The sequence below is a fragment of the Cupriavidus sp. FW306-01-F10A genome, from assembly GCF_058782785.1.
Genome location: NZ_JBYSYA010000008.1, coordinates 67,296 through 92,705 on the forward strand (window position 1 = coordinate 67,296; position 25,410 = coordinate 92,705).

General features: G+C 65.2%; 27 protein-coding genes and 1 pseudogene. 13 read left to right on the forward strand and 15 right to left on the reverse strand.

Translation table 11 applies throughout. The annotated features are described in order from the left end of the window. Nucleotides 1–40: 40 nt before the first annotated feature. Together AC3WLF_RS13930 and AC3WLF_RS13935 are read right to left on the reverse strand one after the other, a co-directional pair. Nucleotides 41–472 (reverse strand): universal stress protein, encoded by a 432-nt coding sequence (locus tag AC3WLF_RS13930; protein WP_010810581.1) that lies wholly within the window; start codon nt 470–472, stop codon nt 41–43. Nucleotides 473–604: 132 nt separating this feature from the next. Further along, nucleotides 605–1,588, reverse strand: coding sequence for a Bug family tripartite tricarboxylate transporter substrate binding protein (locus tag AC3WLF_RS13935; RefSeq protein WP_492358394.1), 984 nt, complete (start codon nt 1,586–1,588; stop codon nt 605–607). Between the two features lie 258 nt (nt 1,589–1,846). Here AC3WLF_RS13935 and AC3WLF_RS13940 point away from each other — a divergent pair, with 258 nt between their 5' ends. From AC3WLF_RS13940 to AC3WLF_RS13950, 3 genes are read left to right on the forward strand one after another with little or no spacing between them, the layout of a single operon-like run. Further along, on the forward strand, nt 1,847–2,170 hold the full coding sequence (locus AC3WLF_RS13940) for a hypothetical protein (RefSeq protein WP_492317911.1): 324 nt from the start codon (nt 1,847–1,849) through the stop codon (nt 2,168–2,170). After that, nucleotides 2,167–2,379 (forward strand): hypothetical protein, encoded by a 213-nt coding sequence (locus AC3WLF_RS13945; RefSeq protein ID WP_492317912.1) that lies wholly within the window; start codon nt 2,167–2,169, stop codon nt 2,377–2,379. The genes AC3WLF_RS13940 and AC3WLF_RS13945 overlap by 4 nt, the downstream gene beginning before the upstream one ends. After that, nucleotides 2,373–2,903, forward strand: a complete 531-nt coding sequence (locus tag AC3WLF_RS13950; RefSeq protein ID WP_492358395.1) for an efflux RND transporter permease subunit — start codon at nt 2,373–2,375, stop codon at nt 2,901–2,903. Before AC3WLF_RS13945 ends, AC3WLF_RS13950 begins: the two co-directional genes overlap by 7 nt. Before the next feature lie 92 nt (nt 2,904–2,995). On the opposite strand, the gene AC3WLF_RS13955 is transcribed toward AC3WLF_RS13950, so the two are convergent. Continuing rightward, entirely contained in the window at nt 2,996–3,913 is a 918-nt protein-coding gene (locus AC3WLF_RS13955; protein ID WP_492317914.1) for a LysR family transcriptional regulator, read from the reverse strand. 243 nt (nt 3,914–4,156) lie between these two features. Between AC3WLF_RS13955 and AC3WLF_RS13960 the strand changes: the two genes are divergently transcribed. The 3 genes from AC3WLF_RS13960 (at nt 4,157) to AC3WLF_RS13970 (ending at nt 7,592) form a co-directional block, all read left to right on the forward strand. Then, a complete protein-coding gene (locus AC3WLF_RS13960) occupies nt 4,157–5,920 on the forward strand; it encodes an ABC transporter ATP-binding protein/permease (RefSeq protein ID WP_492358436.1) in 1,764 nt (587 codons plus the stop codon). Between the two features lie 75 nt (nt 5,921–5,995). Beyond that, complete coding sequence (locus AC3WLF_RS13965; protein ID WP_492317916.1) at nt 5,996–7,033, forward strand: transporter; 1,038 nt, start codon at nt 5,996–5,998, stop codon at nt 7,031–7,033. Nucleotides 7,034–7,109: 76 nt separating this feature from the next. Continuing rightward, nucleotides 7,110–7,592, forward strand: a complete 483-nt coding sequence (locus tag AC3WLF_RS13970) for a DUF4440 domain-containing protein (RefSeq protein ID WP_492352727.1) — start codon at nt 7,110–7,112, stop codon at nt 7,590–7,592. A gap of 78 nt (nt 7,593–7,670) precedes the next feature. Here the strand turns inward: AC3WLF_RS13970 and phbB are convergent, their stop codons facing one another. From phbB to AC3WLF_RS13995, 5 genes and pseudogenes are all read right to left on the reverse strand, one after another. Continuing rightward, nucleotides 7,671–8,414 carry an acetoacetyl-CoA reductase gene (gene phbB, locus AC3WLF_RS13975; RefSeq protein WP_035828351.1) on the reverse strand — a complete coding sequence of 248 codons (744 nt, stop codon included), beginning with the start codon at nt 8,412–8,414 and terminating at the stop codon, nt 7,671–7,673. 266 nt (nt 8,415–8,680) lie between these two features. Next, on the reverse strand, nt 8,681–9,238 hold the full coding sequence (gene phaP3 / locus AC3WLF_RS13980) for a TIGR01841 family phasin PhaP3 (RefSeq protein ID WP_492317949.1): 558 nt from the start codon (nt 9,236–9,238) through the stop codon (nt 8,681–8,683). 302 nt (nt 9,239–9,540) lie between these two features. Further along, the gene (locus AC3WLF_RS13985) at nt 9,541–9,720 is read right to left on the reverse strand and encodes a hypothetical protein (RefSeq protein WP_492352728.1); all 180 of its coding nucleotides are present in this window, start codon (nt 9,718–9,720) and stop codon (nt 9,541–9,543) included. A gap of 13 nt (nt 9,721–9,733) precedes the next feature. Next, nucleotides 9,734–10,027: pseudogene (locus AC3WLF_RS13990) on the reverse strand (copper-transporting ATPase); the annotation flags it as partial. Nucleotides 10,028–10,498: 471 nt separating this feature from the next. Continuing rightward, nucleotides 10,499–10,936: a YciI family protein gene (locus tag AC3WLF_RS13995; RefSeq protein ID WP_492358396.1), complete on the reverse strand. Its 438-nt coding sequence runs from the start codon at nt 10,934–10,936 to the stop codon at nt 10,499–10,501. 153 nt (nt 10,937–11,089) lie between these two features. Here AC3WLF_RS13995 and AC3WLF_RS14000 point away from each other — a divergent pair, with 153 nt between their 5' ends. After that, nucleotides 11,090–11,455: an ArsR/SmtB family transcription factor gene (locus AC3WLF_RS14000; RefSeq protein WP_492358397.1), complete on the forward strand. Its 366-nt coding sequence runs from the start codon at nt 11,090–11,092 to the stop codon at nt 11,453–11,455. Nucleotides 11,456–11,510: 55 nt separating this feature from the next. Here AC3WLF_RS14000 and arsB read toward each other — a convergent pair whose 3' ends face one another. From arsB to AC3WLF_RS14020, 4 genes are read right to left on the reverse strand one after another with little or no spacing between them, the layout of a single operon-like run. Next, a complete protein-coding gene (gene arsB, locus AC3WLF_RS14005; protein ID WP_492317920.1) occupies nt 11,511–12,587 on the reverse strand; it encodes an ACR3 family arsenite efflux transporter in 1,077 nt (358 codons plus the stop codon). A 16-nt stretch (nt 12,588–12,603) separates the two neighbouring features. Next, nucleotides 12,604–13,098, reverse strand: a complete 495-nt coding sequence (locus AC3WLF_RS14010; protein WP_492358398.1) for an arsenate reductase ArsC — start codon at nt 13,096–13,098, stop codon at nt 12,604–12,606. Between the two features lie 13 nt (nt 13,099–13,111). Continuing rightward, nucleotides 13,112–13,594 carry an ArsI/CadI family heavy metal resistance metalloenzyme gene (locus AC3WLF_RS14015; protein WP_492317922.1) on the reverse strand — a complete coding sequence of 161 codons (483 nt, stop codon included), beginning with the start codon at nt 13,592–13,594 and terminating at the stop codon, nt 13,112–13,114. A 13-nt stretch (nt 13,595–13,607) separates the two neighbouring features. Further along, entirely contained in the window at nt 13,608–13,922 is a 315-nt protein-coding gene (locus tag AC3WLF_RS14020) for an ArsR/SmtB family transcription factor (RefSeq protein ID WP_013957060.1), read from the reverse strand. Between the two features lie 121 nt (nt 13,923–14,043). On the opposite strand from AC3WLF_RS14020, the gene AC3WLF_RS14025 reads away from it, so the two are divergent. Then, nucleotides 14,044–14,688: a glutathione S-transferase family protein gene (locus AC3WLF_RS14025; RefSeq protein WP_492358399.1), complete on the forward strand. Its 645-nt coding sequence runs from the start codon at nt 14,044–14,046 to the stop codon at nt 14,686–14,688. A gap of 15 nt (nt 14,689–14,703) precedes the next feature. Here the strand turns inward: AC3WLF_RS14025 and AC3WLF_RS14030 are convergent, their stop codons facing one another. The 3 genes from AC3WLF_RS14030 to AC3WLF_RS14040 all read right to left on the reverse strand — a co-directional run bounded on the left by AC3WLF_RS14030 (nt 14,704) and on the right by AC3WLF_RS14040 (nt 18,363). Continuing rightward, nucleotides 14,704–15,399 carry a hypothetical protein gene (locus AC3WLF_RS14030; RefSeq protein ID WP_492352734.1) on the reverse strand — a complete coding sequence of 232 codons (696 nt, stop codon included), beginning with the start codon at nt 15,397–15,399 and terminating at the stop codon, nt 14,704–14,706. Nucleotides 15,400–15,499: 100 nt separating this feature from the next. Further along, the gene (locus AC3WLF_RS14035; RefSeq protein WP_492358400.1) at nt 15,500–16,885 is read right to left on the reverse strand and encodes an alkaline phosphatase; all 1,386 of its coding nucleotides are present in this window, start codon (nt 16,883–16,885) and stop codon (nt 15,500–15,502) included. Between the two features lie 26 nt (nt 16,886–16,911). Continuing rightward, a complete protein-coding gene (locus AC3WLF_RS14040) occupies nt 16,912–18,363 on the reverse strand; it encodes an alkaline phosphatase (RefSeq protein WP_492358401.1) in 1,452 nt (483 codons plus the stop codon). A gap of 227 nt (nt 18,364–18,590) precedes the next feature. Here AC3WLF_RS14040 and AC3WLF_RS14045 point away from each other — a divergent pair, with 227 nt between their 5' ends. From AC3WLF_RS14045 to AC3WLF_RS14065, 5 genes are all read left to right on the forward strand, one after another. Continuing rightward, nucleotides 18,591–18,989 (forward strand): hypothetical protein, encoded by a 399-nt coding sequence (locus AC3WLF_RS14045; RefSeq protein WP_492358402.1) that lies wholly within the window; start codon nt 18,591–18,593, stop codon nt 18,987–18,989. Nucleotides 18,990–19,058: 69 nt separating this feature from the next. Next, on the forward strand, nt 19,059–20,360 hold the full coding sequence (locus AC3WLF_RS14050; protein ID WP_492358403.1) for a TolC family protein: 1,302 nt from the start codon (nt 19,059–19,061) through the stop codon (nt 20,358–20,360). Further along, nucleotides 20,357–21,895: an efflux RND transporter periplasmic adaptor subunit gene (locus AC3WLF_RS14055; RefSeq protein WP_492352737.1), complete on the forward strand. Its 1,539-nt coding sequence runs from the start codon at nt 20,357–20,359 to the stop codon at nt 21,893–21,895. The genes AC3WLF_RS14050 and AC3WLF_RS14055 overlap by 4 nt, the downstream gene beginning before the upstream one ends. Further along, entirely contained in the window at nt 21,892–25,062 is a 3,171-nt protein-coding gene (locus tag AC3WLF_RS14060; RefSeq protein WP_492358404.1) for an efflux RND transporter permease subunit, read from the forward strand. The genes AC3WLF_RS14055 and AC3WLF_RS14060 overlap by 4 nt, the downstream gene beginning before the upstream one ends. Continuing rightward, nucleotides 25,059–25,397: a copper-binding protein gene (locus AC3WLF_RS14065; RefSeq protein WP_492317931.1), complete on the forward strand. Its 339-nt coding sequence runs from the start codon at nt 25,059–25,061 to the stop codon at nt 25,395–25,397. Before AC3WLF_RS14060 ends, AC3WLF_RS14065 begins: the two co-directional genes overlap by 4 nt. The last annotated feature ends 13 nt before the right edge of the window (nt 25,398–25,410 follow it).

A 25,410-nucleotide genomic window follows, 5' to 3' on the forward strand; every position in this document is an offset into this window, starting at 1 on the left:
GACAGTACGCCAGCACCCGCAGCGGCACGCCGCGCAGTGTCTAGCGGTAGACGAGGACAGGAACCCGGCAGTGGGTAAGTACCTTCTGGGTTTCACTGCCGACCAGCAAGCCCTCCAGGCCCCTGCGACCGTGCGAGGCCATGAAGATCACGTCACACCCGTGCCTTGCCGCCGCATCGATGATGCCCTTGTAGGGCACCGAGGTCGTCATATCCGTTTCGCATGTGACTCCCGCGGCCCTGGCCGCGGCGACAACCGCTTCCAGCCTGGCGCTTGCATGTGCGGCCTCTTGCTCTTCGAAGGCCTTGCGCCTGGGATGGCCGGCATCGCCTGACGCCACGTACGGATACTCTTCCATGCACGTATAGGCCGTCAGCCTGGCGCCGCCGGCTTTGACAAAGCCAATGGCCGCATCCATTGCCATTTTTGACAGTTCCGAGCCATCGGTGGCCAGCAAGATGTGCTTGAACACGATTCTTCTCCTTGGGCGATTGATCCCGGCGGGCAGCGACAGCCCGCCAGTCAAAGTTCAGTATGGACAAGAATCCGCCTCTCGCCACCCACGCCGATGCCTCTGCGCACGCCAACGCAGCCGCGGCGCCCCTCACCCATCGATCTTGAAGCCGATCTCCTTGATGAACTGCCCCCAGCGCGCATGATCGGTCCGGATCTGCGCGGCGAAGGCCTCAGGCGTGACCGCCTGCGGCGGCAGCACGCCAACGCCTGCCAGCCGCTTCTGGTAGGCCGGGTCGGCCAGCACCTTGCGCACCGCAGCAGAGACCGCATCGACCGTGGCCTTGGGCATGGCCTTGGGGCCGAACAGCGCGAAATAGCCGCTGAGCTGCTCCATCTCAGGAAAGCCCTGCTCACGGAAGGTAGGCGCCCCGGGCGCCAGATCAGAGCGTTCCGGGATGGTGGTGGCCAGCGCCTTGGTCTTGCCGGCCTGGTATAGCGGCACGCCGGTGGTCAGGCCGTCGATCATCAGCGGCACCACGCCGCCCACGAGGTCCTGCGTGGCCGGCGCCGAGCCCTTGTACAGCACCGGTTCTAGGTTGGTGCCGGCCAGCCGGTTGAACAGCAGCGGACCGAAGTGCGACGACGTGCCCGGACCGTACGAGGCCGAGTGGATCGGCTTGGTCGGGTTCGCCTTGGAATAGGCGATCAGTTCCTTCAGCGTGGAGTACGGCGCATCCTTGTTGGCCGCCAGCAGCACCGGGGCGCGGCCAAGTTCCGCCAGCGCGGTGAGGTCGGTCAACGGGTCGTAAGGAACGCGATTGATATGCGCGCCCGAGGTGGCCGAGGAACCCAGCGTCACCAGCAGCGTCTGCCCGTCATTCTTGGCGCGGATCACATCCTGCGTGGCGGGAATGGTGGCCCCGCCGGGCTTGTTCTCCACCACCACCGACTGCCCGGTCACGCGCGTCAGGTAGTCGGCAAACAAGCGTGCCACCACGTCGGTGCCGCCACCAGGCGGATAGGCCACGACCAGCCGGATGGCGCGCGCCGGCCACTGCTGCGCGATGGCGTGCGGCGCGATGCCGGCGGCCGCCGCGATGGCCGCGGCGCTCAGGAACTGTCGACGATCCATGTATGAAGTCTCCGCGTTATCGTTGTACGCCGCGCTGGCGGCGGGTATTTCATGTTAGAGGGTGTTGGGCCGTGGGACAGGCCCGGGTTTTCCACCATGCGCAACCGGCAAAGCCGTCAGCAAACACGCCGCGACTACCGCACGCGCGCGCCGCGGCCTTCCTGACAGCCCTGACAGGCTGGCGTCACCGTTCCAACCGCCTCCGTTGGCTATAAACCAGCATGCCAATGGCTTGTGGATCCGGCGGGTCCGACTGCCATGCCTGCGTTCTCCCTCACCTCCTATCTGCTCACGGCGCTCGGCCCTTATGCGCGACGGTTGTGGTTTGCAGCCGCGGCGCTCTGCGTGCTCGCGCTCGGCACGCTCGGCCTGGTCCGGCGCAGCCACAACCTGGTGCGGGTCGGCGATGCCGACGGGATCTTCACCGTCACGCAGCTGTCGCCCATCACCGTGGAATTCACCATGCCGCAGTCGGCGCTGCCGGTGCTGCAACACCTGAGCGCCGGCGGCGCGAACGCGGCCGTGCACGCGCATGCACGCGACGGCGGCGCGCCGCTGGCGCAGGGGCGCCTGCTGGGGTGATCGACAGCCGCGTGGGCACCGGCAATGGCGCGGTCCGGGTCAAGGCCGAGTTCGACAACCGCGCCGGCGAGCTGTGGCCGGGCCAGTTTGTCGCGGTGCGGCTGCAGACCGGGCTGCTGCGCGATGCGCTGGCGGCGCGGCCCGCCGTGCTGCGCTACGGCGAACAGGACCAGCCTAATGTGTTCCGCGTCAGGCCGGCTTCGTGCTGATCCCCAAGGGCTTCTTCCCGCTGCAGGACACCGCATTCGTGCTGGGCACCTCGCAGGCGGCGGCGGATATCCCCAATGCGGACACGGTCGCCAAGCATCGCGCCCTCGCCGACATCATCGCTGCCGACCCGGCCGTGCTGACGGTCAACCATTCGGTCGGCATGACCGGCGGCAGCCAGGCCCTGGCCAACGGCCGCTTCTGGATCGTGCTCAAGGACCGTTCCGACCGCGACGTCTCGGCCAGCGGCCTAATCGACCGCCTGCGGCCCAGGCTGGCCGCGGTGCCGGGCATCCAGCGCTACCTGCGCGCAGCGCAGGACATCAATATCGGCGCCGGACAGCCGCGTGCCCAGTACCAGTACGTGCTCAAGGGCAACGAAACCGCCGAACTGTATGCGTGGTCGCAGCGGCTCACCAGCGCGCTGCAAGGCGAGCCGCTCTGGCCATCGTCAAGGCAATCGCCACCATGCACGGCGGCAGCGTGTTCGCGCAGGCGCAGGCGGACGCGATCCGGATCGGCATGACACTGCCGGTCAGCGAGCCGGCGCAAGCCGCACCCGCGCCGGCACGGCCGGTGCCGCGCCCCGCGGCGGCCTGATTGCGGCGCGTTGGTGCCTCAGGCCGCGCCCCGGAGCGGCCCGAACCGCTCCACGTACAACCCCGCCACCCAATCGACAAACACCCGCACCCGCGGTGCCAGCTGCCGGTGGAACGGATACAGCGCCGACACCGGCAAGTCCGGGCACGGCCAGGCCTCAAGCACCGGCACCAGCCGTCCCGCGCGCAGGTGCTCTTCCACGCGGAAGCGCGGCACTTGGATCAGGCCGCAGCCGGCCAGCGCCGCGCTGGTATAGCACTCGGCATCGCTTACCGAGATCCAGCCGCGCGCCTTGAACTCCCGCACCTCGCCATCGACGGTCAGCGTGAAGGGATAACGGTGGTCATGGTTGCGCGAGAAGAACCCCACGCCGATGTGCTGCGCCAGCTCAGACGGGTGTTGCGGCGTGCCGTGCGCGGCCAGGTATGCGGGGCTGGCGCACAGCACCTCCGGCATATCCGCCAGCCGCCGGGCCACCAGCGAGGAATCGCGCGGCCGCCCGGCACGCACCACGCAATCGATGCCCTCCCCGACCAGGTCGACCAGCCGGTCGCCGCTGCTGACGATCAGGTCGATATGCGGATAGCGCTCCCGGAACTCGCCGATGCGCGGCAGGATGATCATGGTGGCGTGGGTGCCATGCAGGTCCAGCCGCAGCGGGCCGCGCGGGTTGGCCACCTGCGTGCTGAGCGAGGTCTCGGCGTCTTCCAGGTCCTGCAGCACGCGCTTGCTGCGCTCATAGAACGCCTGCCCGTCCAGCGTGGGGCGCACCTGGCGCGTGGTGCGCTCCAGCAGGCGCGCGCCGACGCGGGCCTCAAGTTCCTTGATGGCGTGCGTGGCGGTGGCGCGTGGCATGTCCAGCGCGCTGGCGGCGCCGGTGAAGGAGCCCAGTTCCACGATCCGGGTAAAGAGTTGCAGCGCGTCGAAGCGGTCCATGCGGAGGGGCTGTCATAGCGGAAAGGTCACTTCCGGATTGGAATCAGGTTCCGGGCGTGCGTCAAGCCAGATCTCCGCTCGCCTGTCCGGGGTCGGGTCCTTGACTGCGGGCAGGGACCACGAATCAGCCAGGCATCGATTCTGCTAGCCTATATTTTATTAATAGTCTTCTGCCGTTCTCCCACGTGTCCCGCGCCGGGCATGTGGCGAGTATGCAATCCGGTTAGTGCTGGGAGATGGGATATGAGCGCCGTTCCTGAGTCGCGGGTCACCGGCACCACTTCGGCCCCAGGGAAACGTCCCGTCACTTCCACCCGGCATGTGTGGACCCGATACTGGGCCATTGCAAAACTTTACTGGTTCTCGCGGGAAAAATGGAAAGCCTCCGGCTTGCTGGTCCTGCTGATCCTGCTGCTGTTGGGCCAGACCCAGTCCGAGGTACTGATCGTCCAGCAAACCGGTGAATTCACCTCGGCCCTGGCAGCGCAAGACGCGGATCGTTTCTGGGCCTCGATCAGGAAGTGTCTCTATATCCTGATGGTGGCAGTCCCCATCTACGCGGTCTATTACTACCTGAGGAACAAGCTGGGCCTGCTCTGGAGACGCTGGCTGACGTATCACTATCTGGACGGGTATTTCAAGGGCCGGGTCTACTACAAGCTCAATTCAGATGCCGCGATCGACAATCCGGACCAGCGCATCGCCGAAGACATCAATACCTTCACGCGGCAATCCCTGTTCTTCCTTTCAATCGGTATCGGCGCGCTGCTGCAGCTCATCGCCTTCAGCGCCGTCCTGTGGTCGATCTCAAGAGAGCTGGTCTACTTTCTTGTCATTTATGCCATCGCCGGTACATTTATCTCCATCTTCTTCTTCGGCCGCGTCCTGATCGGCCTGAACTTCTTCCAGCTAAGGCGGGAGGCGGATTTCCGCTTCAGCCTGATCCGGGTGCGTGAGAACGCCGAGTCCATTGCGTTCTATCGCGGCGAGGCGCTGGAGTCATCCCATGTGAGCGGCCGTTTTGGCAAGGCCTTCCAGAATTTCGACCGGCTCATCAAGTGGCAGCTGAGCCTGAACATGTTCCAGTATGCCTATGGCTTCCTGACCATCCTGCTGCCCAGCGCCATCGTCGCTTCACGCGTGCTTTCCGGCGAGCTTGAAGTCGGCAGCGCCATCCAGGCGGCCGGCGCGTTCGCCGCCATCCTGAACGCGCTGACCGTGATCGTCGACAACTTTGAAGACCTGAGCCGCTTCGTGGCGGGGCTGGATCGACTGGACACATTCTCCATCTCGCTGACCGGTACGGCAGCAGCCTCCGTGAAGCCGGCCACCACGATCGAGTCCATCCATGACTCCCGCCTGGCGCTGGAACATGTGACCTTGCGCACGCCGAATCAGGAGCGGACGCTGGTCACCGACCTGACGCTGTCGGTCAACCCGGGAGAGGGCCTGCTTATCGTCGGCGCCAGCGGCGGCGGCAAGAGTTCGCTGATGCGCGCGATCGCCGGATTGTGGAACAACGGCACGGGATGCATCGTGCGGCCAATGCCGCAGGAAATGCTGTTCCTGCCGCAGCATCCTTACATGGTGGTCGGCAGCCTGCGCAGCCAGTTGCTGTACCCGAACCACATTGGCCAGCGAATCCCTGACGAGGAGCTTCTGAAGTTGCTGGAAACGGTCAACCTGAAGGACCTCGCTGGCCGCTTTGGCGGCCTGGACACGGAAGTGGACTGGGGCAAAGTCCTGTCCCTTGGCGAGCAGCAGCGGCTGACCATCGCCCGCGTACTGCTGTCAAAGCCGCGCTATGTCATGCTGGACGAAGCGACCAGTGCCCTGGATATCAGCAATGAGGAAGCCATGTACCAGCTGCTCGCCGACATGCAGTCGACGCTTGTCAGCGTCAGCCACCGGCCCACGCTGCTGAAATTCCACCACCAGGTGCTGGAACTGCCCGGGAACGGAAAGTGGTGGCTGCATCCGACCAGGGACTATCGTTTTGGCTGGTAGGCATCCGGCGGCCCTCTACTATCATCGTGCTGTGCTAACGTCGCGCAAGGCACATTTGATGTGGAGGGCGTTTGCATGCAAGCGGGCATTGTCGAGGCCGGCTATGGGTCGGACCCGGTCGGTCTGGTCAGCGGTTTCTTGTTCGAACCCGGCGGGCCGGTGCGCGAGATCGATTCCCGTGCCGCGGCGGCATGGCTGCAGCAGATGCCGTCAGAACCGCCGGACGCCGTGCACCATCGCCCGTTCCTGTGGCTGCATTTCAACCTGTCGCACAGCGCGTGCGAGCGCTGGATGAAGGGCCAGCTGGCCCTGCCTGACGAATTCTTCGAGGCCCTGCGGCAAGGTTCGCGCTCGACGCGGATCGAGCGCCTCGACGCCGCCCTGCTGGCCGTGGTCAACGACGTGATCTACAACTTCGGCGTCACCTCGACGGATATCTCCACGCTCTGGGCCCATGCCGACCACCGCCTGCTGGTGACGGCCCGCGCCAGGCCGCTGCGTTCCGTGGACCGGCTGCGCGAGGCGGTGCGGCGCGGCGAGGCCTTCCGCTCGCCACTGGACCTTGTGGTGCACCTGCTGCGTGACCAGGCCGACGTGCTGGTGCAGATCGTGCGCGAGACCGGTGTGAACGTCGACCAGATCGAAGACCAGTTGCTGTCGCAGCGCCTGCAAGGCAACCGCGCCGACCTGGGTTCGATGCGGCGCGGGCTGGTGCGGCTGCAACGGCTGCTGGCGCCCGAGCCCGGCGCCCTGTTCCGGCTACTGAACCGGCCGCCGGCCTGGCTGCAGGAATCGGACCTGCAGGAGTTGCGTGAATCGACCGAGGAATTCTCGCTGGTGCTCAACGACTTGGCGGCGCTGGTCGAACGCATCAAGCTGTTGCAGGAAGAAATTGCCGCCAAGCTCAACGAGCAAACCAACCGCACGCTGTTCACGCTGACGCTGGTGACAGTACTGGCGCTTCCGATCAATATCGTGGCCGGTTTTTTCGGCATGAATGTGGGCGGCATTCCGCTGGCCGAACACCCGCACGGCTTTTGGGTACTGGTGGCGCTGGTGGCAAGTTTCACGGTGCTGGCCGGGCGCTGGGCATTCCGCAAGCAAGCGGGGTAGGTAACGCTTGCGGGATGTACCATACTTCAGGCAGTGTCCCCTGGCTCTCGCGCCCCCTAACCTGAGGAGCCCTGCCATGAAGCTATTTCGCATTGCTGCCCTGGCGTTCGTGCTTGCGGGATGCGCCATGAACCAGGGCACGCCAGGCACGGCGCAGGCATCGCGCACGGAAAGCTGCAAGGTGACGTCGGAGCAGGAGATTGCGGCGTTGTTTGATCGATGGAACCGGTCACTGCAGACAGGCGATCCACACAAGGTGGTGGCCAACTATGCGGAACGGTCCATTCTTCTGCCGACGGTATCCAACAAGCCCCGCTTGACCGTCGCGGAGAAAGAAGACTATTTCCATCACTTCCTGCAAGACGGTCCATCCGGGAAGATCGACTTCCGCAGCATTGAACTGAGATGCAATTCCGCCGTGGATTCCGGCCTCTACACCTTCACCTTCGCACGAACGGGAACCGTGGTGAAGGCCCGCTATACCTACACCTATCACTGGGATGGCAAGCAATGGCTGATTACAAGCCATCACTCGTCAGCCATGCCGGAGAAGAAGTAACTGAGGCATAAGCCTCAGTTACCGGGGGGCGGGGGCCTACGGCCGCGCATTCACCTGGCGGCGCCTGGCCCAGCGCCCTTACTGCATGTGCTGCCCGCCGTTGATGGCGATATTGGACCCGGTCACGTAGGCCGCTTCCTCCGAGCACAGGTAGGCAACCAGCGCTGCGACTTCTTCCGGCTTGCCGACGCGGCCGACCGGAATCTGCGGCAGGATCTTGGTCTCCATGATTTCCTTGGGCACGGCGTTGACCATCTTGGTGGCAAGGTAGCCCGGAGAGACGGTGTTGACGGTCACGCCCTTCCTTGCCACTTCCAGCGCCAGCGACTTGGTGAAGCCGTGCATCCCGGCCTTGGCGGCGGCATAGTTGGTCTGTCCGAAGGCGCCCTTGGATGCGTTGACCGACGAGATGTTGATGATGCGTCCCCAGCCGCGTTCGACCATGCCTTCGCAAAGCGGCTTGGTGAGATTGAATACCGAGTCGAGATTGGTCCGCATCACGGCGTCCCAGTTCGGCTTGTCCATCTTCTTGAAGGCCATGTCGCGGGTAATGCCGGCGTTGTTCACCAGGATATCCACGCGGCCTACGTCAGCCAGGATCTGCGCGGCGCAAGCCTGGCAGGCATCGTAGTCGGATACATCCACCTCGTAGGCGCGCATCTCGCGGCCGCTGGCGGCCATCGCGGCAAGCCAGTCCTGGGCGGTCGCATTGCCCGGCGAGTGCGTCACCACCACCGCATAGCCTGCGTCGTGCAGCTTGATGCTGATGGCTTCTCCCAGCCCACCCATACCACCTGTTACCAGTGCAATTCTCTTCATCATCCTGCCTGCTTCATTCTCGTAAAGTTGAAAGACCCCTGCCTTGCCGGGACGGGCTCTTGCCTGATTGTCCCGAGCACATTCCCGCTGCCCTGGCGCGAACAAAGCGAGGGCGAGCCGGGCTGGATGACTCCGGGCCCAGCTTGTATGCCGATGCGGGAAGATTGGCGTCGCAGTGCTGCAAGCCAGGACAGCTGATGCCCCTGGCCTGCAAGCCTGCGATCTATGTTCAGCGCGCTGGCCTGGCCTGCTTGGCCAGCCGCACGCCGTTACTGCTTGGAAGCGCGGGGCGCCGCCTGCTGGGCCGCGCCGGAGGCAGCTGCGGCGGTCTTGGCAAAGTTGGCCTTGGCGGCTTCAGCCGTCTGCTTGGCGGCGTCCTGGAAGGATTGAAAGGTGCTGCTGGCGGCTGCAACGCTCGATTGCAGCAGCGCGGTGATCGCTTCAGACCCGGCCGGCGCGTTCTTCACGAAGTTGTCAACGAAGGCTTGCACATTGCGGTTGTGCTGTTCGTACTGGCCCTCGACTGCCTTGGTCAGTTCCACCTGCGTGGTCGATGCGATTTCGTACACATGGCGTGCATATGCAACCGCCTTCTCCGCGGCAGGCTGTGCCAGATTGCCCTGCACGGCGAACACTTCACGCAGGTCCTTTCCGGCCAGCACCGCTTCGATATTGCCCTGGCCTTCGGCAAGCGTCGTCCTGACTGCCTGCAGGTTCAACTCGGTCAACTTCTGGAAGCCGTCAAAAGCCATGTTCGTCAGCGCGAACAGTTGGTTCAGACTGGACTTTTGCGCTGCAGCAAATTGCTCGGGCATAAAAGGGGACATGCAAAATCTCCTGTGGATTGATCGAACGGATTCGCGCAACAGGTTTTGCAACGTGAATCCGCCTCGGTTTGGCTTCCGGATTGGCAGCGCCACCAATCCTGCAGCGCAGCATCCGAGTGCGAATCCTAGAGGCTTTCTTCTAATTCAATCCCTAGGTACATACCCAAAAAGTCTTTAAAACATGACAATAAAAGTGCTTTATACGCCTCTATATTTACATGTGCTTACGCAGAAATGTTGCAGTGCATGACATTTGCATGACATGTGTAGGGCCCACTTCACCCCAGAACTGCCGGCACGCCTCACGTAGCAGCCTTCCTGAGCCGCAGCGCATTGGTCATGACCGAGGCAGAACTCAGGCTCATCGCCAGCGCCGCAATCATGGGCGACAACAACAGGCCTGTCATTGGATACAGAACGCCCGCCGCCAGCGGAACGCCCAAGGCGTTATAAGCGAACGCAAAACCGAGGTTCTGCTTCATGTTTCGAATGGTCGCTTGCGAGAGTTTCGCTTGCAACCATGATTGACATCGGCGTGGCGAGACCCAGTGCGCACGGACATGCGATGATCAGCACCGCGACCGCATTGATCAGCCCGAACACCCGGCTCGGCTCGGGGCCGAAGAGTCCCCACGCGACAAAGGTCAGCACCGCAATGCCGATGACCCCGAGGACGAAGACGCCGGCAACCTGGTCGGCCATCCGCTGCATCGGTGCCTTCGATCGCTGCGCTTGCGCCACCATCTGGACAATCTGGGACAGCACGGTCTGGGAGCCGACCTTTTCGGCCAGGCTCGGTTGCATCGCGTTCGTTGCTTGTCCTGTTCATCCTGGCTGCTTCCTTCAGTTGCCGGCCGGGCATCCACTGCGTCATCCGGCGTGCCCTTTACCTTCATGACACGCTCATGATGCGACGACGACGGCCGTTCGCGGTGGGACGTCCATGTCACGCCTGATGCCCCCAGCTTAGAGGTTCCCATCGTTGGAAGGTCAAGGCCAAAGAAGCACGGGACCGTTCTCAAAGGCCAACGCGCCTGGGTCCAGGATCAGTTGGCCGCCAATGAGAAGTCGCCTTCAGGGGCGAGATCAGCCGCCGAAGAGATGACTACGGTCGATGGACGCGCACACCTTTTGCATTCGGCGCGCCCCGCAAGAGGACACCCAGGTCTACGGTGCTCCATGCCGTGGAGATGGACAACGCCGAAAGAACCAGCGTTGGGCGGCGAGGCAACCGCCTCGCCCTGTGCGTTTGGGCTGCCGTCAGCGCGCCTTGTTCGCAAGCCCTTCAACTTCAGCGCGCAGCCGCTCTTCCTGCTCCCGCAGTTCTGGCGTGAGTTCAGCACCGAAGTCCTCGACCTCGAACAGCGGGCGAATTTCAATTTCGGACTCGCTTTCCATGGGGTTGGGGCAGCGCCTGACCCATTCGACAGCCTCATCCATTGACTCGACTTGCCACAACCAGAATCCGGCAACGAGTTCGTTGGTCTGCGGGAACGGCCCGTCCGTCACAGTCCGCTGATCGCCCGAAAAGCGCACCCGCTTTCCCCTTGCGCTAGGGTGCAAGCCCTCGCCCGCAAGCATGACGCCCGCGTTGACGAGTTCTTCATTGAACTTGCCCATTGCCGCAAGCAACTCCGTGCTTGGCATCTTGCCGCTTTCTGACTCGCTCGTGGCCTTCACCATCACCATGACACGCATTGTGGTTCTCCTTGAAGGAATCGTTGGCGCCACAAGACCCCGAAGCGGGAGCCGCGGCGGCGGCGGGCGCCGGAAGCAGGATCCAATCAGAATAGTTGAATCCGGCAGCACCTGACTTGCGCGGGCCGTGCCGGTACCTCTACAGTTCGAGCCATGAAGAATGAAACCGCCGTAGCAGCGCTCGCTGCACTTGCCCAGGATTCCCGATTGGCGATCTTCCGCTTGCTGGTCCAGGCCGGCCCGGACGGCGTCAGCGCGGGCCGAATCCGCGAAGCGCTGGGTGTCGCACCCGCGACGCTGTCCTTCCATCTGAAAGAACTGGTCCACGCGGGTCTCATCAAGAATACGCAGGAAGGCAAGTTCGTGATCTATCGGGCGCAATTCGAGACGATGAACGCGCTCATTGCCTTCCTGACGGAACATTGCTGCCAAGGCAATCCGCAGGGCTGCGGCGTGCCGGAAGTGGCATGCAAGCCGGCGGCCACCAGACGCCGCGGCGTCTCGTCCGAAGCGGCCTGAGCCATGGCGGCCTGAGCATCACGGCCGCCGGGATCGGAGCGCCTTGGGGCGGGCGTCAGGCCTTGCGCCCCGCTTCATACCAGCCTTGGGTCCGATTGACGATGCTGACCACCAGCAGCATGACCGGCACTTCAATCAGCACGCCGACCACCGTTGCCAGCGCCGCCCCGGACTTGAAGCCGAACAGGCTGATGGCCGTCGCCACGGCCAGCTCGAAGAAATTGCTGGCGCCGATCAGCGAGGACGGGCCCGCCACGCAATGCGCCACACCCAGTTTCCGGTTCAGCAGATACGCCAGGCCGGAGTTCAGGAACACCTGGATCAGGATGGGCACGGCCAGCAGCGCGATCACCAGCGGTTGCTCGATGATGGCCTGGCCCTGGAAGGCGAACAGCAGCACCAGTGTCAGCAGCAGCGCGGCGATTGAATACGGTCCGAGCTTGCCCACGACCCGCTGGAAATGCGCCACGCCCTTGCTCAGCAGCAGCTTGCGCAGCACCTGCGAAATCGCCACCGGCACCACGATATACAGCGCCACCGACGTCAGCAGCGTATCCCACGGCACCGTGATCGACGACAGGCCAAGCAGCAACGCCACCACCGGCGCGAACGCCACCACCATGATGGCATCGTTCAGCGCCACCTGCGACAGCGTGAAATACGGGTCACCCTTGCAGAGCTGGCTCCACACGAACACCATAGCCGTGCACGGCGCCGCAGCCAGCAGGATCAGCCCGGCGATATAGCTGTCGAGCTGCTCGGCGGGCAGCATGGGCGCAAACAGGTGCCGCACGAACAGCCAGCCCAGCAGCGCCATCGAGAACGGCTTGACCGCCCAGTTGATGAACAGCGTCACACCGATGCCGCGCCAGTGGGATTTCACCTGGCCCAGTGCGCTGAAGTCGATCTTCAGCAGCATCGGGATAATCATGATCCAGATGAGGATGCCGACCGGCAGGTTCACCTGGGCGTACTCCATGCTGCCGATCGCCTGGAACGCGCCCGGCATCGCCTGCCCCAGCGCAATCCCGACGACGATGCACAGGGCCACCCAGATGGTCAGGTAGCGTTCAAAGAAGCCAATGGCGGGCTTCGTCGAAATGGGGGCGTGGGTGGTTGCGTTCTGATTCATTGGAGTTCCGGCGCCTTCAGTTCTTCGCGATCGCGTTGAGCGCGTCCTGCAGCTGCGCATTGTTCATCCCTTGCAGCGGCAACGCCAGCAGTTGCAGCATGCGGTAGCCAATGGCCTCGCGCGTCAGCTCGAATGCCAGCCGCTTGCCTTCGTCGCCGCCCAGGGCGTTGGACGGATCGGCATAGCCCCAGTGCACCTTGACCGGGCTGCCCGGCCAATACGGGCACTGTTCCGCCGCGGCGCTGTCGCAGACCGTGATCACGATCCGCATTTCCGGCGCGTTGTCGCCGACAAATTCGTCCCAGCTCTTGCTGCGATAGCCGCTCACGTCGACGCCGGCATTGGTCAGCGCTTCCAGTGCGAACGGGTTCAGGCGCCCGCTCGGTGCGCTGCCGGCGCTGAAGGCGCGCACATCCTTGCCGAGCTTGCTGGCCCAATGGTTGAGCATCCCTTCGCTCAGCACGCTGCGCGCGGAGTTATGGGTGCAAAGGATCAGAACGTTGGTGGTCATGGAGAGAGCGTGCTCAGCAGCACGACGAGTTGGAGTTCACCGCAATCCCGATCGGCTTGCCGCGCGCGGCACGCGGGGCACAGCAGGCGGAGCCTTCGGCGGACGCCGCTTCGGCCTTGCCTTCGCCGAATACCGGGACATTGCCCAGCGTATGGAAGTGCTCCCAGGCAATGCCCTGCGGATCGGTGACCCAGTGCTTTTCGCTGCGCGCATAGCAGCAGGTGGTTTCACCCTGGTCCAGCAGCGCCATGTCGGCCGCCTCGGCGCGCGCTTTCAGTTCGGCAAGCTCGGCGGCGTCATCGGTCTGGAAACCGAGATGGTCGACGCCCGTCCCCTGGCCGCGCGTGGAGATCGCGAAGTTGATGCGCGGATCCTCGAGCATCCATTTGGCGTAGTCGCTCTCGACTCGCGTCGGTTCAGCGGCAAAGAGCTTCGAATAGAAGGCAATACTCTTGCCTAGGTCGTCGACATGGACGTGAACGTGAAAGCGCTTCATCGGAACATCTCCATCAGCAGTGACAGGAAACCGCGGCTTCCTCGACGCCTTCGCAGCAATTGGCGGTCAGGTAGCCGAGCAATGCATTCATATGCGCGAAAGCGGCGCGGTAGATCAGGTTGCGTCCGTCGCGCTCCTGCGTCACCAGGCCGGCGTGCGCCAGTTCCTTCAGGTGGAACGACAAGGTGGCCGCAGGCACGCCCAGCCGCTCGACCATCGCGCCGGGTGTCATGCCACCCGGGCCGGCGACGACCAGCATCCGAAAGACCTGGAGACGCAGCCCGTGGGCCAATGCAGCAAGGGAGCGGACAACATCATTCTCTTCCATATTTCTACAATACTGGAAATATGGGATTGATGCAATGCCTGATCCTGCGAAGCGCTGCCGGCACCGAGTTAGAATGTCGCAACTCTTCGCAGCACGGCAGCTTCAACCAAGGAGCGTCTCCATGCTCAAGCTCTACGGCTTTTCGAAGGTCAATGCTGGCGCGCGCGGCCACACCCGCGACCTGCGCGTGCTGTGGGCGCTCGAAGAGATGCAACTGCCGTTCGAGCTGGCCGGCATGGACCATCCTGCACACGACCTGAGCACCGACGCCTATCGCCGGCTCAGCCCGTTCGAACAGATCCCGTCGATCGACGACGACGGCTTGGTGCTGTCCGAATCCGCCGCCATCCTCGTCTACCTGGCGAAGAAGTCCGGCCGCCTGATCCCCGCCGATCGCGCCGACGAGGCGCAGGTGGTGCGCTGGTGCTTCGCCGCGATGAACTCGGTCGAGCCGCCGCTGCTCAGCCTGATGGTGCTCGACTGGACGGCGGATGGCAGCTGCGGCAAGCACCGCGAGTTCCTGGTCGGCTGGGTGAATCGGGTGCTGACGAACCTGGAGCGCTGGTTCGCTGACCGCGACTTCGTCGCGACCAAGGATTTCACCGTTGCCGACATCCTGATGGCGCACGTGCTCCTCTCTGGCATCAAGGACCAGGGATTGATCGCGCCGTATCCGGGAGTCGCGTCGTATCGGGACCGGTGCCTGGCTCGGCCCGCATGGAAGCGGACCATCGAGGCGTACTGCGCGCGGGTCGAGGCGGGATAGGTCGCCATCGGCGTCCTAGTCCATCAGATCCGTGTACTCACCTTTTGCATAGGGCCGGGTGCGGTTCCACGGAGCGGGTTGCGGCAAGGCAGCGGCGGTCACGCGCGTGATCTTCTTCTGCGTGCCGCTGGCATTGCGCGACTGGACCAGGCGCGGATACTGGCCGGCCACGTCCCACTGGACCGTCACCTGTTCATCGCCGCGCTTTGCGCGGTACTCCTGCACACCGCCGCGCGCAGGACCGCTCGCGCTCATGGTCTTGAGCGCTGCCGGATCCAGCAGGTGGTAGGCGGTCGCCCATGAGCCGTCGAAGCCGATGTTGCCGTATTCGGCCGGGCTGACTTCGAAGGTCTTGCGCATGGCGTCGCTGACCAGCCGCACCGACAGCTTGCCGGACGGCTGCCGCTCGATCCAGCGTGCCGCGGCCGACATGTCCATGTGCTTGTGGCCCTTGTCTGCCTTGGCGTGTTCGGCTTCGTCATGCGCCCCGTGCGGGATCTCGCGCTCGATCCAGACCGTGCCGCCCTCGCGGTAGACACGTTCGGTGAAGTAGATGTCGCGGCGCACGCCGTCGGCCCCGAGCGCCGACAACTCATGCTGCACGCGCAGCGCCAGCGGGCCGGAGGCCCTGGACGGCTCCGCCGCCACGGCGGTGAAAGCTGCCGAAACCAGCAGCAGTGCGAGGACGGGAGTGGCTTGCTTGGTTTTCATGAAATCCGTTCAGAAAGCGAAAATGCGCACGCCGGCAACCGGCGCGCGCATGGCATCAAAAGACCCTGTGCTCAGTCGTGCAGCAAGGCCGCGGCCGGCATCACAGGCCCAGCGCGGACTTCACGACGCTGAACACCTTGGTGTTGTCGATGGTGCCCTTGAGCGCGGCGTTGCCCGGCCCCGTCGAGAACAGCATCACATCGCCGCCGCCGTGGGTTTCCGAGCCCGGCGAGCCAAGGTTGACGCCAACTTCCTGCAGGTAGCCGTCGGCCGTGGTGTCCACCAGCGCGGGGTTGTCGCGCGGGGTCTTGCGCGGACCGCCGCCGTTGCCGAACACCAGCGTGGTGTAAGGCAGGCCGTCGGCCGCCGTGGCCGGCTGCCTGGTCTTGATGTCCGTTGCCGTGCCCAGGATCGGGTTGCCGCGATGCGAGTAGCCGTTGATCGTCATCGTATGGTCGTGGTCGGCAGTGACCACGATCATCGTGTTCGACAGGTCCACCATCGACAGCGCACGCTTGATGGCATCGTCAAACGCGATCGTGTCTTCCAGCGCGCGCTTGGCGTTGGTGCCATGCAGCGCATGGTCGATCCGGCCGCCCTCCACCATCAGGAAATAGCCGTTGCCGTTCTTCTGCAGGATGCGGATGGCCTTCTCGGTCATGTCGGCCAGGCTGGGCTCGTCGACATTGTTCTTGACGCGGTCCAGCTCGTAGTTGAGGTGGTCCATGTTGAACAGGCCGAGCAGCTTGTTGGTCGATGCCGGGTCCACGGCCTTGAACGCGGTGCCGGTGGTCACGTAGGTGTAGCCCGGGAACTGCGTGGTCAGGTCGACGCCATCGGTGCGCTTGCCACCCGCGGCGCTGGGCAGGAACTGGCGGCGGCCGCCGCCAAGCAGCACGTCCAGGCCGTCCTTGAGCGCGGTGTTGTAGCCGGCGTTGCCGGGCGTTGCCTGCGCGGCGATATTGTTCTCGCCGTCGCGGTGGCAGACGTGCGAGAAAGTGGCCGCCGGCGTTGCGTGGGTCACGCGCGTGGTGGTCACCGCGCCGACCGACTTGCCGGCGGCCTTGGCCAGTTCCAGCACGGTCACGACCGGCGCGCCGTTGCCGCTGGGACAGGTGCTGTCGCCGGCGCTGGTCACATAGGCCTTGCCGGTGCCGTCGCTGGCCTTGGTATCGGCCGACATCGAGATGACTTCGTTGTTCATCTTCACGCCGGTCATGTAGGCCGCCATCGACGGCGCGCTGTCGGTGGTCTGCGCGTCGTTCGAATACGTCTTCACGCGCGCGGTGCGCTTGAGCGACTCCATGTTGAGCTTGCCGGTCTCGCCATACTTGTAGATGCGCGAAGCGGTGACGGTGGTCGGGCCCATGCCGTCGCCCAGGAAGAAGATGACATTCTTGGCCTCGCCCGCGGCTTGCGCAGGGAAGGCAATGCAGGCGCAGGCAGCCGCGGCTGCGGACAGGCCGGTACGAATGATGAGTTTCATGGCGTTATTCCGTCAGCGATAGTGGCTTAGAGGCCGATGGCCGTCTTGATCAGGCCGAACACGTCGGTGTTGTCCATCACACCGGTGAAGGATTCGGCGCCGTTGCCCAGTGCGCCGATAAAGACATCGGTGCCGCCATGGGTCTCGCCACCCGCCGCCATCGGGATCGCCGCTTCCTGGTGATAGCTCTTGTCGTAGACCTGTGCATCGGTCAGCGCGGTGCGCGTGGCCGGGCGGTTCTCGCCGGTGCCGAAACCGATGATGGTGAAGGGATTGCCGCCGGAGTCCGTGGACAGTGCGCCGGTCACGTAGTTCTTCAGCAGGCCCAGCACGCCGGGGTTGCTGTCGCTGGTGGGGCCGGTGCGCTTGGCGTAGCCGTTCAGCACCAGCGTGTGGTCATGGTCGGCGGTGACGACGATCAGCGTGTTCTTCAGGCCCGGGTCGATCACGTTGAGCTTGTCGATCGCAGTCTTGATCGCGGTGTCGAAGGCCACGGTGTCCTGCAGCGCCTTGCGCGCGGTGGTTTCATGCAATGCGTGGTCGATGCGGCCGCCTTCCACCATCAGGAAGAAGCCCTTCTTCTTCGCGGCAAGCACGTCGATGGCCTTGCCGGTCATCTCCGCCAGGCTCGGTTCATCGCCGGGCACGCGGTCCAGGTCGTAGGCCATATGGCTGGACGTGAACAGCCCTGCCACCTTCTTCGCGCTGGCGGCGTCGATCTTGTCGAACTCGGCCTTGCTGGAAGCGTAGGTATAGCCGGCCTTGGTCAGTTCGCCAACCAGGTCGCGGCCGTCGGTGCGGGCGCCGCCCGCGGCCTTGTTCTGGAAGTGCTTGCGGCCGCCGCCGACGATCACATCGACGCCATCGCCAAGCGCGCTGTTGTAGCCGGCGCCGTTCGGCACCAGTTGCGCGGCGATGGTGTTCTCGGCGTCGCGGTGGCACACGTGCGCGTAGGTCGTGGCGGGGGTTGCGTGCGTGATGCGGGTGGTGGTGACCACGCCGGTGCCGTAGCCTGCCGCCTTCATCTGCTCGAGCAGCGTCGGCACGCTCTGGCCGTTGCCGGAAGCCGGACAGGTGCTGTCCGCGCCGGACAGGTAGTCCTTGCCGCTGGCGTCGAAGGCATTGGTCTCCGGCGTCATCGAGATGACTTCGTTGTTCATTTTGACGCCGGTCATGTAGGCCGCCATCGACGGCGCGCTGTCGGTCACCTGCGCGTTGTTCGAATAGGTCCGGATAAACCCGCTCTCGGGGAGCGTGTCCATGGTCAGGTCCCCATCCTCGCCGACCTTGTAGATCCGCGCCGCGGTCATGGTCGTCATGCCCATGCCGTCGCCAAGGAAGAACACGACGTTCTTCGTGGGCGCGGTGCTGCCGGCAGCCGGCGGCTGCGTGACCGGCGCATTGTTGTCATCATCGCTGCCGCACGACGCCACGGCCAGCGCCAGCAGCGGGGCTGCCAGTATTGAAAGACGCCTCATATTTCCTCCCCGTTGGTTTTGGCGGGAGGATGCACGACGAATATTTCGGCACCGTGACGTGTCACAGGACGGCAACGTTGCCGCTGCAGGCAAACATGCGAAAGTGCAGCATCAGGCCGTTCGCTATGTTCGCGAACGGCCCACCTGTGCGGCAAGCTGCCGCAGTAGCGATGCTGCCTGGTGGCGCCGAACACTGATATATTGTCGCCAAAACAGGCACCGCTCTCGTGGGCAAATCGCATCGCCGGCCATGGTTCGCCGGCTTCCTCCTCGTTGTCTTCCTGGCAGCCCAGCTGGCAGTGGCGGCGTACGCCTGTACCGGCAGCCGCTACCAGGCGGAACACAGCGGCACGATGGCGGCGATGACCGAATCCTGCGCCGATATGGCCGCCAGCGACACCCAGCACGGCATTGACCAGGGCGGGCTTTGCCTGGCGCATTGCCAGGCCGATTCCAAGAACGCCGACCATGCTTCGCCGCAGCTTCCGGCCTTCATGCCGGTGCTGATGCGCGTGCTTGAGCCAACGCGCGTGGTCCTGGCGGAGGTTCGCGTTGCGCTGCGCGCCGAAGCTGAGGCGCGCGCACCGCCTCCCCTCACCGTCCTTCACTGCAGTTTCCAGACTTAGCCTCCGGCTCGACGTCACCTGATGCTGCCTGCTTCCATGCGGGCAGCAGTCGTCGTCCCTGGAGGTTTTATGCTTTTTTTACGTCACCTGACCGTGGCGCTGCTCAGCGCGCCCGCAATCGGCCTGGCTGCGCCGCAAGGCGCGCCCGGGCAATCCGCCCCGTCCCTCTCCCTTGAGGAAGCCGTCGCGATCGCGAGCGCCCATGCCGGCGACGCCGAATCGTCGCGCGGCGCCGTGGAGGCCGCGGGGCAAATGGCGGTCGCCGCCGGCCGCCTGCCGGATCCCGTGGTCAAGCTCGGCGTCAACAACGTGCCGGTCAACGGCTCGGACGCGTTCTCGCTGAGCCGGGATTCCATGACCATGCGCTCGATCTCGGTGATGCAGGAATTCACGCGCGCGGACAAGCGCCGCGCCAGGGCCGCGCGCTTCGAAGCCGAAGCCGCCGCTGCCGACGCGCAGCGCGCGCTGGGGCTGGCAGGCGTGCAGCGCAATGCGGTCAATGCCTGGCTCGACCGGTGGTATGCGGAGCAGGCCGGCGTGCTGCTCGGCCATCACGGCCATCCGCTTGAACTGGCGCTGCAGGCCGCCACCGCGGCCTACCGCAGCGGGCGCGGCTCGCGTGCGGAGGTACTGGCGATGGAGCTGGAAATCCAGAAGCTGCACGACCGCGAGGACGAGAACCGCGCCGCGCTGGCAACGGCCACGCTGAACCTGGAGCGCTGGGTCGGCGCCGCTGCGCGGCGCCCGCTGTCGGAGCGGCCACCGCTTGAAGTGCCGCCAGGCGCCCGGCAACTCGCCCGGGGCGAGTTCGAGGCCGTGCCCGAACTGTCGGCTGCGCAGCGCGACGTGGCGCTGGCCGAATCGGAAATCCAGGTGGCAACCGAAGCCCGCAAGCCGGACGTGACGGTCGAGCTGATGTACAGCCAGCGCGGCTCGGCCTACTCGAACATGGGCTCGCTCAACGTCAGCTTCCCGCTGCCGTGGGACCGGGGCAACCGCCAGGACCGTGAAATCAGCGCGCGGCTGGCGCAGGCCAACGACGCGCGGGCCAGGCTGGAAGTGATCCGGCGCAATACCCAGGCCATGGTCGGCGCCAGGCTGGCCGAGCTGCAGCGCAACCTTGACCGGCTGCGGCGCTACGACGACAAGACCTTGCCGCTCGCGCGGGCACAGGCGGATGCGGCACTGACGGCTTACCGCGCCAGCACGGGCAGCTTGGCGGCCGTCGCCGAAGCCAACCATCGCGCCATCGACACCGCCATGGATCGCCTGCTGCTTGAGGCAAAAACCGCGAAGCTGTGGGCGGACCTGAACTACCTGGTGCCATTGCCGACCGCCCAGACCGAAGCCGCAGTGAGGGAGGCAAAATGAAGAAGCACATCATTGCAGCAGCAGCCGGGCTGGTCGTCGCCGGCATCGCCCTCTACGGCGCTTACCACTTCGGGTTCACGCGCGGCACACAGACTGCGCAACCGTCGAGCACGGCTGGCGCGCAATCCACCATGCTCAAGGCCGGCGACATCGACCCGAAGACAGGCAGGAAGATCCTGTACTGGCACGATCCCATGGTGCCGGGCCAGCGCTTCGACAAGCCGGGCAAGTCGCCCTTCATGGAGATGCAACTGGTGCCGGTCTACGCGGACGATGGCGGCGGCGGTGTCACCGTCGACAGCCATGTCGCGCAAAACCTCGGCATTCGCACCGCCGAAGCAAAGCCTGGGCGGCTGGCCGCGATGCTGCAGGTGCCCGGCAATGTCGCCATCGACGAACGCAGCGTGCAGGTCATCCAGGCGCGCACCAACGCCTTTGTGCAGCACGTCGCGGTCCGCGCGACCCTTGACCCGGTCCGGCGCGGACAGGCGCTGGTCACCCTGTACTCGCCCGACTGGATCGCGGCGCAAGAGGAATACCTGGCCGTGTCGCGCATGGCAGCAAGCGAGCATCTGGGCGACCTGCGCAGTGCTGCCAGGAATCGCATGCTGCAGGCGGGCATGACACCGGGCCAGGTCAGTGCGGTCGAAAGATCCGGCAAGCTGCAGCCCGGTGTTGCCATCGCCAGCCCGGTCGATGGCCTCGTGACCGAGGTGGCGGTGCGCGAGGGCATGACCGTGTCGCCGGGCATGACGCTGTTCCGCCTGGCTGATCTCAGCCAGGTGTGGGTGATTGCCGAGGTACCAGAGGGCCAGGCCGGCACCATCCGACCCGGCGCGGCGGCCACGGTACTGCAGGGCGGCACGGCCAGCCCCCTTGGCGGCAAGGTCGACGCCATCCTTCCCGACGTCAACCCGGCGACCCGCACCGTCAAGGCCCGCATCGTGCTGCCAAACCCAGGCAGGCGCCTGCTGCCGGGCATGTTTGTCACGGTCGGCTTCGACAGTGGCGCGCAGAAGGAAGCGTTGCTGATCCCGTCGGAGTCGGTCATCCGCACCGGTCAGCGCAGTATCGTCATGGTCGATGCCGGCCAGGCAGGGTTCGTTGCCACCGAGATCAAGACCGGCCGCGAGGCCGATGGCATGGTCGAGGTGCTGGACGGACTGGCGCCGGGACAGAAAGTGGTCACGTCCGGCCAGTTCCTGATCGACTCGGAAGCCAGCCTGCGCGGCAGCGCGCAACGCATGTCCGCCCCGCCTGCGGCCTCCGCACCTGCCGCACCATCGACCGAGCATGAAGGCACAGGCCGCATCGAAGCCGTGCACGGCAGCGAGAGCCTGACCATCTCGCACGGCCCGATCCCGTCGGCACAGTGGGGTGCGATGACCATGGATTTCGCCGCGCCGCCGACAGGCCTGCCCAAGGGACTGAAGCCTGGCGACCGCATCCGCTTCCGCTTCCGCCTGGACCGCGACGGCGCGGCCATGCTGTCGTCAGTCGAGCCCGCCGGCACCGCCCAGGGAGCCAGGCCATGATCGCGCGCCTGATCCTCGCCTCGATCCGCCACCGCATCCTGGTCCTGCTGGCCACGGTGATGCTGACCGCATGGGGCCTGTGGGCGGTGCGGAGCACGCCGCTCGACGCCCTGCCCGACCTGTCCGATGTGCAGGTGATCATCCGCACGCCCTTCCCCGGCCAGGCGCCGCAGATCGTCGAGAACCAGGTCACGTATCCGCTGACCACCACCATGCTGTCGGTGCCCGGCGCCAGGACGGTCCGGGGTTACTCTTTCTTTGGCGATTCGTTCGTCTATGTGCTGTTCGAGGATGGCACCGACCTGTACTGGGCGCGCTCGCGCGTGCTGGAATACCTGAACCAGGTGCAGTCCCGCCTGCCCGCCGCGGCCAGGCCGGCGCTGGGCCCGGATGCCACCGGCGTCGGCTGGATCTACGAGTACGCGCTGGTGGACAAGACCGGCCAGCATGACCTCGGCCAGTTGCGCGCGCTGCAGGACTGGTTCCTGCGCTTCGAACTGAAATCGCTGCCCAATGTGGCCGAGGTCGCTTCGCTGGGCGGCATGGTGAAGCAGTACCAGGTGGTGCTGCTGCCGGACCGGATGCGCGCCTACAACCTGTCGCAGGGCAAGGTGCTGGCGGCGCTCAGGGGCGCCAACCAGGAAGCCGGCGGGTCGGTGCTGGAAATGGGCGAGGCAGAGTATATGGTGCGCGCCAGCGGCTACCTGAAGACGCTCGACGATTTCCGGCAGATCCCGCTGGTAACCAGCGATGCCGGCATTCCGGTGCGGCTGGGCGATGTCGCAGTCGTGCAGCTTGGGCCGGAGATGCGGCGCGGCATCGCCGAACTTGACGGCCAGGGCGAGGTTGCCGGCGGCGTGATCGTGATGCGCTCAGGCAAGAACGCGCTGGAAACCATCGAGGCGGTCAAGGCAAAGCTAGCCACGCTGCAGAAGAGCCTGCCTGCCGGTGTGCAGATCGTCACCACCTACGACCGCTCCGCGCTGATCAAGCGCGCGGTGGAAAACCTGACGCACAAGTTGGCCGAAGAGTTCGCCGTGGTCGCGCTGGTGTGCCTGCTGTTCCTGTTCCACCTGCGTTCCGCGCTGGTGGCGATCGTGTCGCTGCCGCTGGGCGTGCTGGCCGCCTTTTTGGTGATGCGCTACCAGGGCATCAATGCCAACATCATGTCGCTGGGCGGCATTGCCATCGCCATTGGCGCCATGGTCGATGCCGCGGTCGTGATGATCGAGAACGCGCACAAGCAGCTGGAACACTGGCATGCCGACAACCCCGGCCGGGCGCTGGCAGGGGACGAGCGCTGGGGCGTGATCGGCCGGGCCGCCACCGAGGTCGGGCCGGCGCTGTTCTTCTCGCTGCTGATCATCACGCTGTCGTTTATCCCGGTCTTTACGCTGGAGGCGCAGGAGGGCCGGCTGTTCTCGCCGCTGGCCTTTACCAAGACCTATTCCATGGCCGCGGCGGCGGGCCTGTCGGTGACGCTGGTGCCGGTGCTGATGGGCTATCTGATCCGCGGCAGGATTCCCTCGGAGAAGTCCAACCCCCTGAACCGATGGCTGATCCGCGCCTATCGGCCGGTGCTGGCACGGGTGCTGGCCTACCCGAAGACCACCCTTGCGATCGCCGCGGTGCTGCTGGCCGCGACGGCGTGGCCGATGCTGCGTACCGGCGCCGAATTCATGCCGCCGCTCGACGAGGGCGACCTGCTCTATATGCCATCGGCATTGCCGGGCCTTTCCGCCGGCAAGGCGGCGCAGCTGCTGCAGCAGACCGACCGCCTGATCAGGACCGTGCCCGAGGTGGCGACCGTGTTCGGCAAGGCCGGCCGGGCCGATACCGCGACCGATCCGGCACCCCTCGAGATGTTCGAGACCACCATCCAGTTCAAGCCGCGCGACCAGTGGCGTGCCGGCATGACCACCGACAAGCTGGTGGAAGAGCTCGATCGCGTGGTCAAGGTGCCGGGCCTGTCCAACATCTGGGTGCCGCCGATCCGCAACCGCATCGACATGCTTGCCACCGGCATCAAGAGCCCGGTCGGCATCAAGGTGGCGGGCGCGGACCTGAAGGAAATCGACCGCCTGGCAACGCGCATCGAGGAAACCGTCAGGACAGTGCCGGGAGTGACGTCGGCGCTGGCCGAGCGGCTGAGCGGCGGGCGCTATGTCGATATCGACATCGATCGCGTGGCGGCGGGCCGCTACGGGCTGAACATCGCGGATGTGCAGAGCGTGGTGTCGTCGGCCATCGGCGGCGACAATGTGGGCGAGGTCGTCGACGGGCTGGCGCGCTTCCCGATCAACGTACGCTACCCGCGCGACTACCGCGACTCGGTGGAGCAACTGCGCAGCCTGCCCATCGTCACCGACAAGGGCCAGCAGATCGTGCTGTCCGACGTGGCGCGCATCCAGGTGGTGCAGGGAGCGCCGATGCTGCGCAGCGAAAACGCGCGCCTGTCGGGCTGGGTGTATGTCGACATCCGCGGGCGTGACCTGCGCTCGGCCGTCCGGGACATGCAGGCTGCCGTCGCGAAAGCGGTGCCGATGCCGGCCGGCTATTCGCTGAGCTGGTCCGGGCAGTTCGAATACCTGGAGCGGGCCGCCGCAAAGCTGAAGGTGGTGGTACCGTTCACGCTGCTGATCATCTTCGTGCTGCTGTACCTGGTGTTCGGCCGTCTCGATGAAGCCCTGCTCATCATGGGCACGCTGCCGCTGGCGCTGATCGGCGGCTTCTGGCTGCTCTACCTGCTGGGCTATAACCTGTCGGTTGCCGGCGTGGTCGGCTTCATCGCGCTGGCGGGCGTGGCGGCGGAATTCGGCGTGATCATGCTGCTCTACCTCAAGCAGGCATGGACCGCGCGCGCGAACCAGGGCGAAGCCAGCCTGTCCGCGCTGCTTGAAGCCATCCAGGAAGGCGCGGTGCTGCGCGTACGCCCCAAGGCAATGACCGTCGCCGTCATCCTGGCCGGCCTGGTGCCGATCATGTGGTCGCATGGCACCGGCTCCGAGGTCATGCAGCGCATTGCCGCGCCGATGGTGGGCGGCATGCTCACCGCGCCATTGCTTTCGCTCTTCGTGGTGCCGGCGGTGTATTTGCTGATGCGCCGGCGCCAGACCAGACCTCAACCTGTTTCCGTCCACCCATCACTGCAAAAGGAACCGCAATGAAATCCATCAAGACGCTCGCCCTCGTCCTTGCCTTGACCACCACGCCGGCCGCATTCGCAGCGGGCTCGATGGACGGCATGGACATGAAGCCGTCCGCACCCTCGCAGCAGGCGCCGCAACCCGTCGCAGCCGAGATCAAGAAGATCGATGCGCAGGCCGGCAAGGTCACGCTCAGGCACGGACCGATCGCCAACCTCGGCATGGGCCCGATGACCATGGCGTTCCCCGTCAAGGAACGCGCATCGCTGAAGGATTTCAAGGAGGGCGACGCAGTTTCCGTGACCTTCGACAACGTCGATGGCAAACCAACGGTCGTGGAAATGCGGCGCAAGTGAGCAATCAGCCCCG

Bases quoted from the DNA above. Each gene is read 5' to 3' on its own strand.
- AC3WLF_RS14060 (WP_492358404.1), top strand. From the start codon at position 21,892: ATGATCGCGCGCCTGATCCTCGCCTCGATCCGCCACCGCATCCTGGTC.
- AC3WLF_RS14040 (WP_492358401.1), bottom strand. From the start codon at position 18,363: ATGAGGCGTCTTTCAATACTGGCAGCCCCGCTGCTGGCGCTGGCCGTG.
- AC3WLF_RS14015 (WP_492317922.1), bottom strand. From the start codon at position 13,594: ATGAAGCGCTTTCACGTTCACGTCCATGTCGACGACCTAGGCAAGAGT.
- AC3WLF_RS14065 (WP_492317931.1), top strand. From the start codon at position 25,059: ATGAAATCCATCAAGACGCTCGCCCTCGTCCTTGCCTTGACCACCACG.
- AC3WLF_RS13940 (WP_492317911.1), top strand. From the start codon at position 1,847: ATGCCTGCGTTCTCCCTCACCTCCTATCTGCTCACGGCGCTCGGCCCT.
- AC3WLF_RS14035 (WP_492358400.1), bottom strand. From the start codon at position 16,885: ATGAAACTCATCATTCGTACCGGCCTGTCCGCAGCCGCGGCTGCCTGC.
- arsB (WP_492317920.1), bottom strand. From the start codon at position 12,587: ATGAATCAGAACGCAACCACCCACGCCCCCATTTCGACGAAGCCCGCC.
- phaP3 (WP_492317949.1), bottom strand. From the start codon at position 9,238: ATGTCCCCTTTTATGCCCGAGCAATTTGCTGCAGCGCAAAAGTCCAGT.
- AC3WLF_RS13965 (WP_492317916.1), top strand. From the start codon at position 5,996: ATGCAAGCGGGCATTGTCGAGGCCGGCTATGGGTCGGACCCGGTCGGT.
- AC3WLF_RS13995 (WP_492358396.1), bottom strand. From the start codon at position 10,936: ATGCGTGTCATGGTGATGGTGAAGGCCACGAGCGAGTCAGAAAGCGGC.
- AC3WLF_RS14055 (WP_492352737.1), top strand. From the start codon at position 20,357: ATGAAGAAGCACATCATTGCAGCAGCAGCCGGGCTGGTCGTCGCCGGC.
- phbB (WP_035828351.1), bottom strand. From the start codon at position 8,414: ATGATGAAGAGAATTGCACTGGTAACAGGTGGTATGGGTGGGCTGGGA.
- AC3WLF_RS14000 (WP_492358397.1), top strand. From the start codon at position 11,090: ATGAAGAATGAAACCGCCGTAGCAGCGCTCGCTGCACTTGCCCAGGAT.
- AC3WLF_RS13970 (WP_492352727.1), top strand. From the start codon at position 7,110: ATGAAGCTATTTCGCATTGCTGCCCTGGCGTTCGTGCTTGCGGGATGC.
- AC3WLF_RS14020 (WP_013957060.1), bottom strand. From the start codon at position 13,922: ATGGAAGAGAATGATGTTGTCCGCTCCCTTGCTGCATTGGCCCACGGG.
- AC3WLF_RS13960 (WP_492358436.1), top strand. From the start codon at position 4,157: ATGAGCGCCGTTCCTGAGTCGCGGGTCACCGGCACCACTTCGGCCCCA.
- AC3WLF_RS14050 (WP_492358403.1), top strand. From the start codon at position 19,059: ATGCTTTTTTTACGTCACCTGACCGTGGCGCTGCTCAGCGCGCCCGCA.
- AC3WLF_RS13985 (WP_492352728.1), bottom strand. From the start codon at position 9,720: ATGAAGCAGAACCTCGGTTTTGCGTTCGCTTATAACGCCTTGGGCGTT.
- AC3WLF_RS13955 (WP_492317914.1), bottom strand. From the start codon at position 3,913: ATGGACCGCTTCGACGCGCTGCAACTCTTTACCCGGATCGTGGAACTG.
- AC3WLF_RS14030 (WP_492352734.1), bottom strand. From the start codon at position 15,399: ATGAAAACCAAGCAAGCCACTCCCGTCCTCGCACTGCTGCTGGTTTCG.
- AC3WLF_RS14025 (WP_492358399.1), top strand. From the start codon at position 14,044: ATGCTCAAGCTCTACGGCTTTTCGAAGGTCAATGCTGGCGCGCGCGGC.
- AC3WLF_RS13935 (WP_492358394.1), bottom strand. From the start codon at position 1,588: ATGGATCGTCGACAGTTCCTGAGCGCCGCGGCCATCGCGGCGGCCGCC.
- AC3WLF_RS14010 (WP_492358398.1), bottom strand. From the start codon at position 13,098: ATGACCACCAACGTTCTGATCCTTTGCACCCATAACTCCGCGCGCAGC.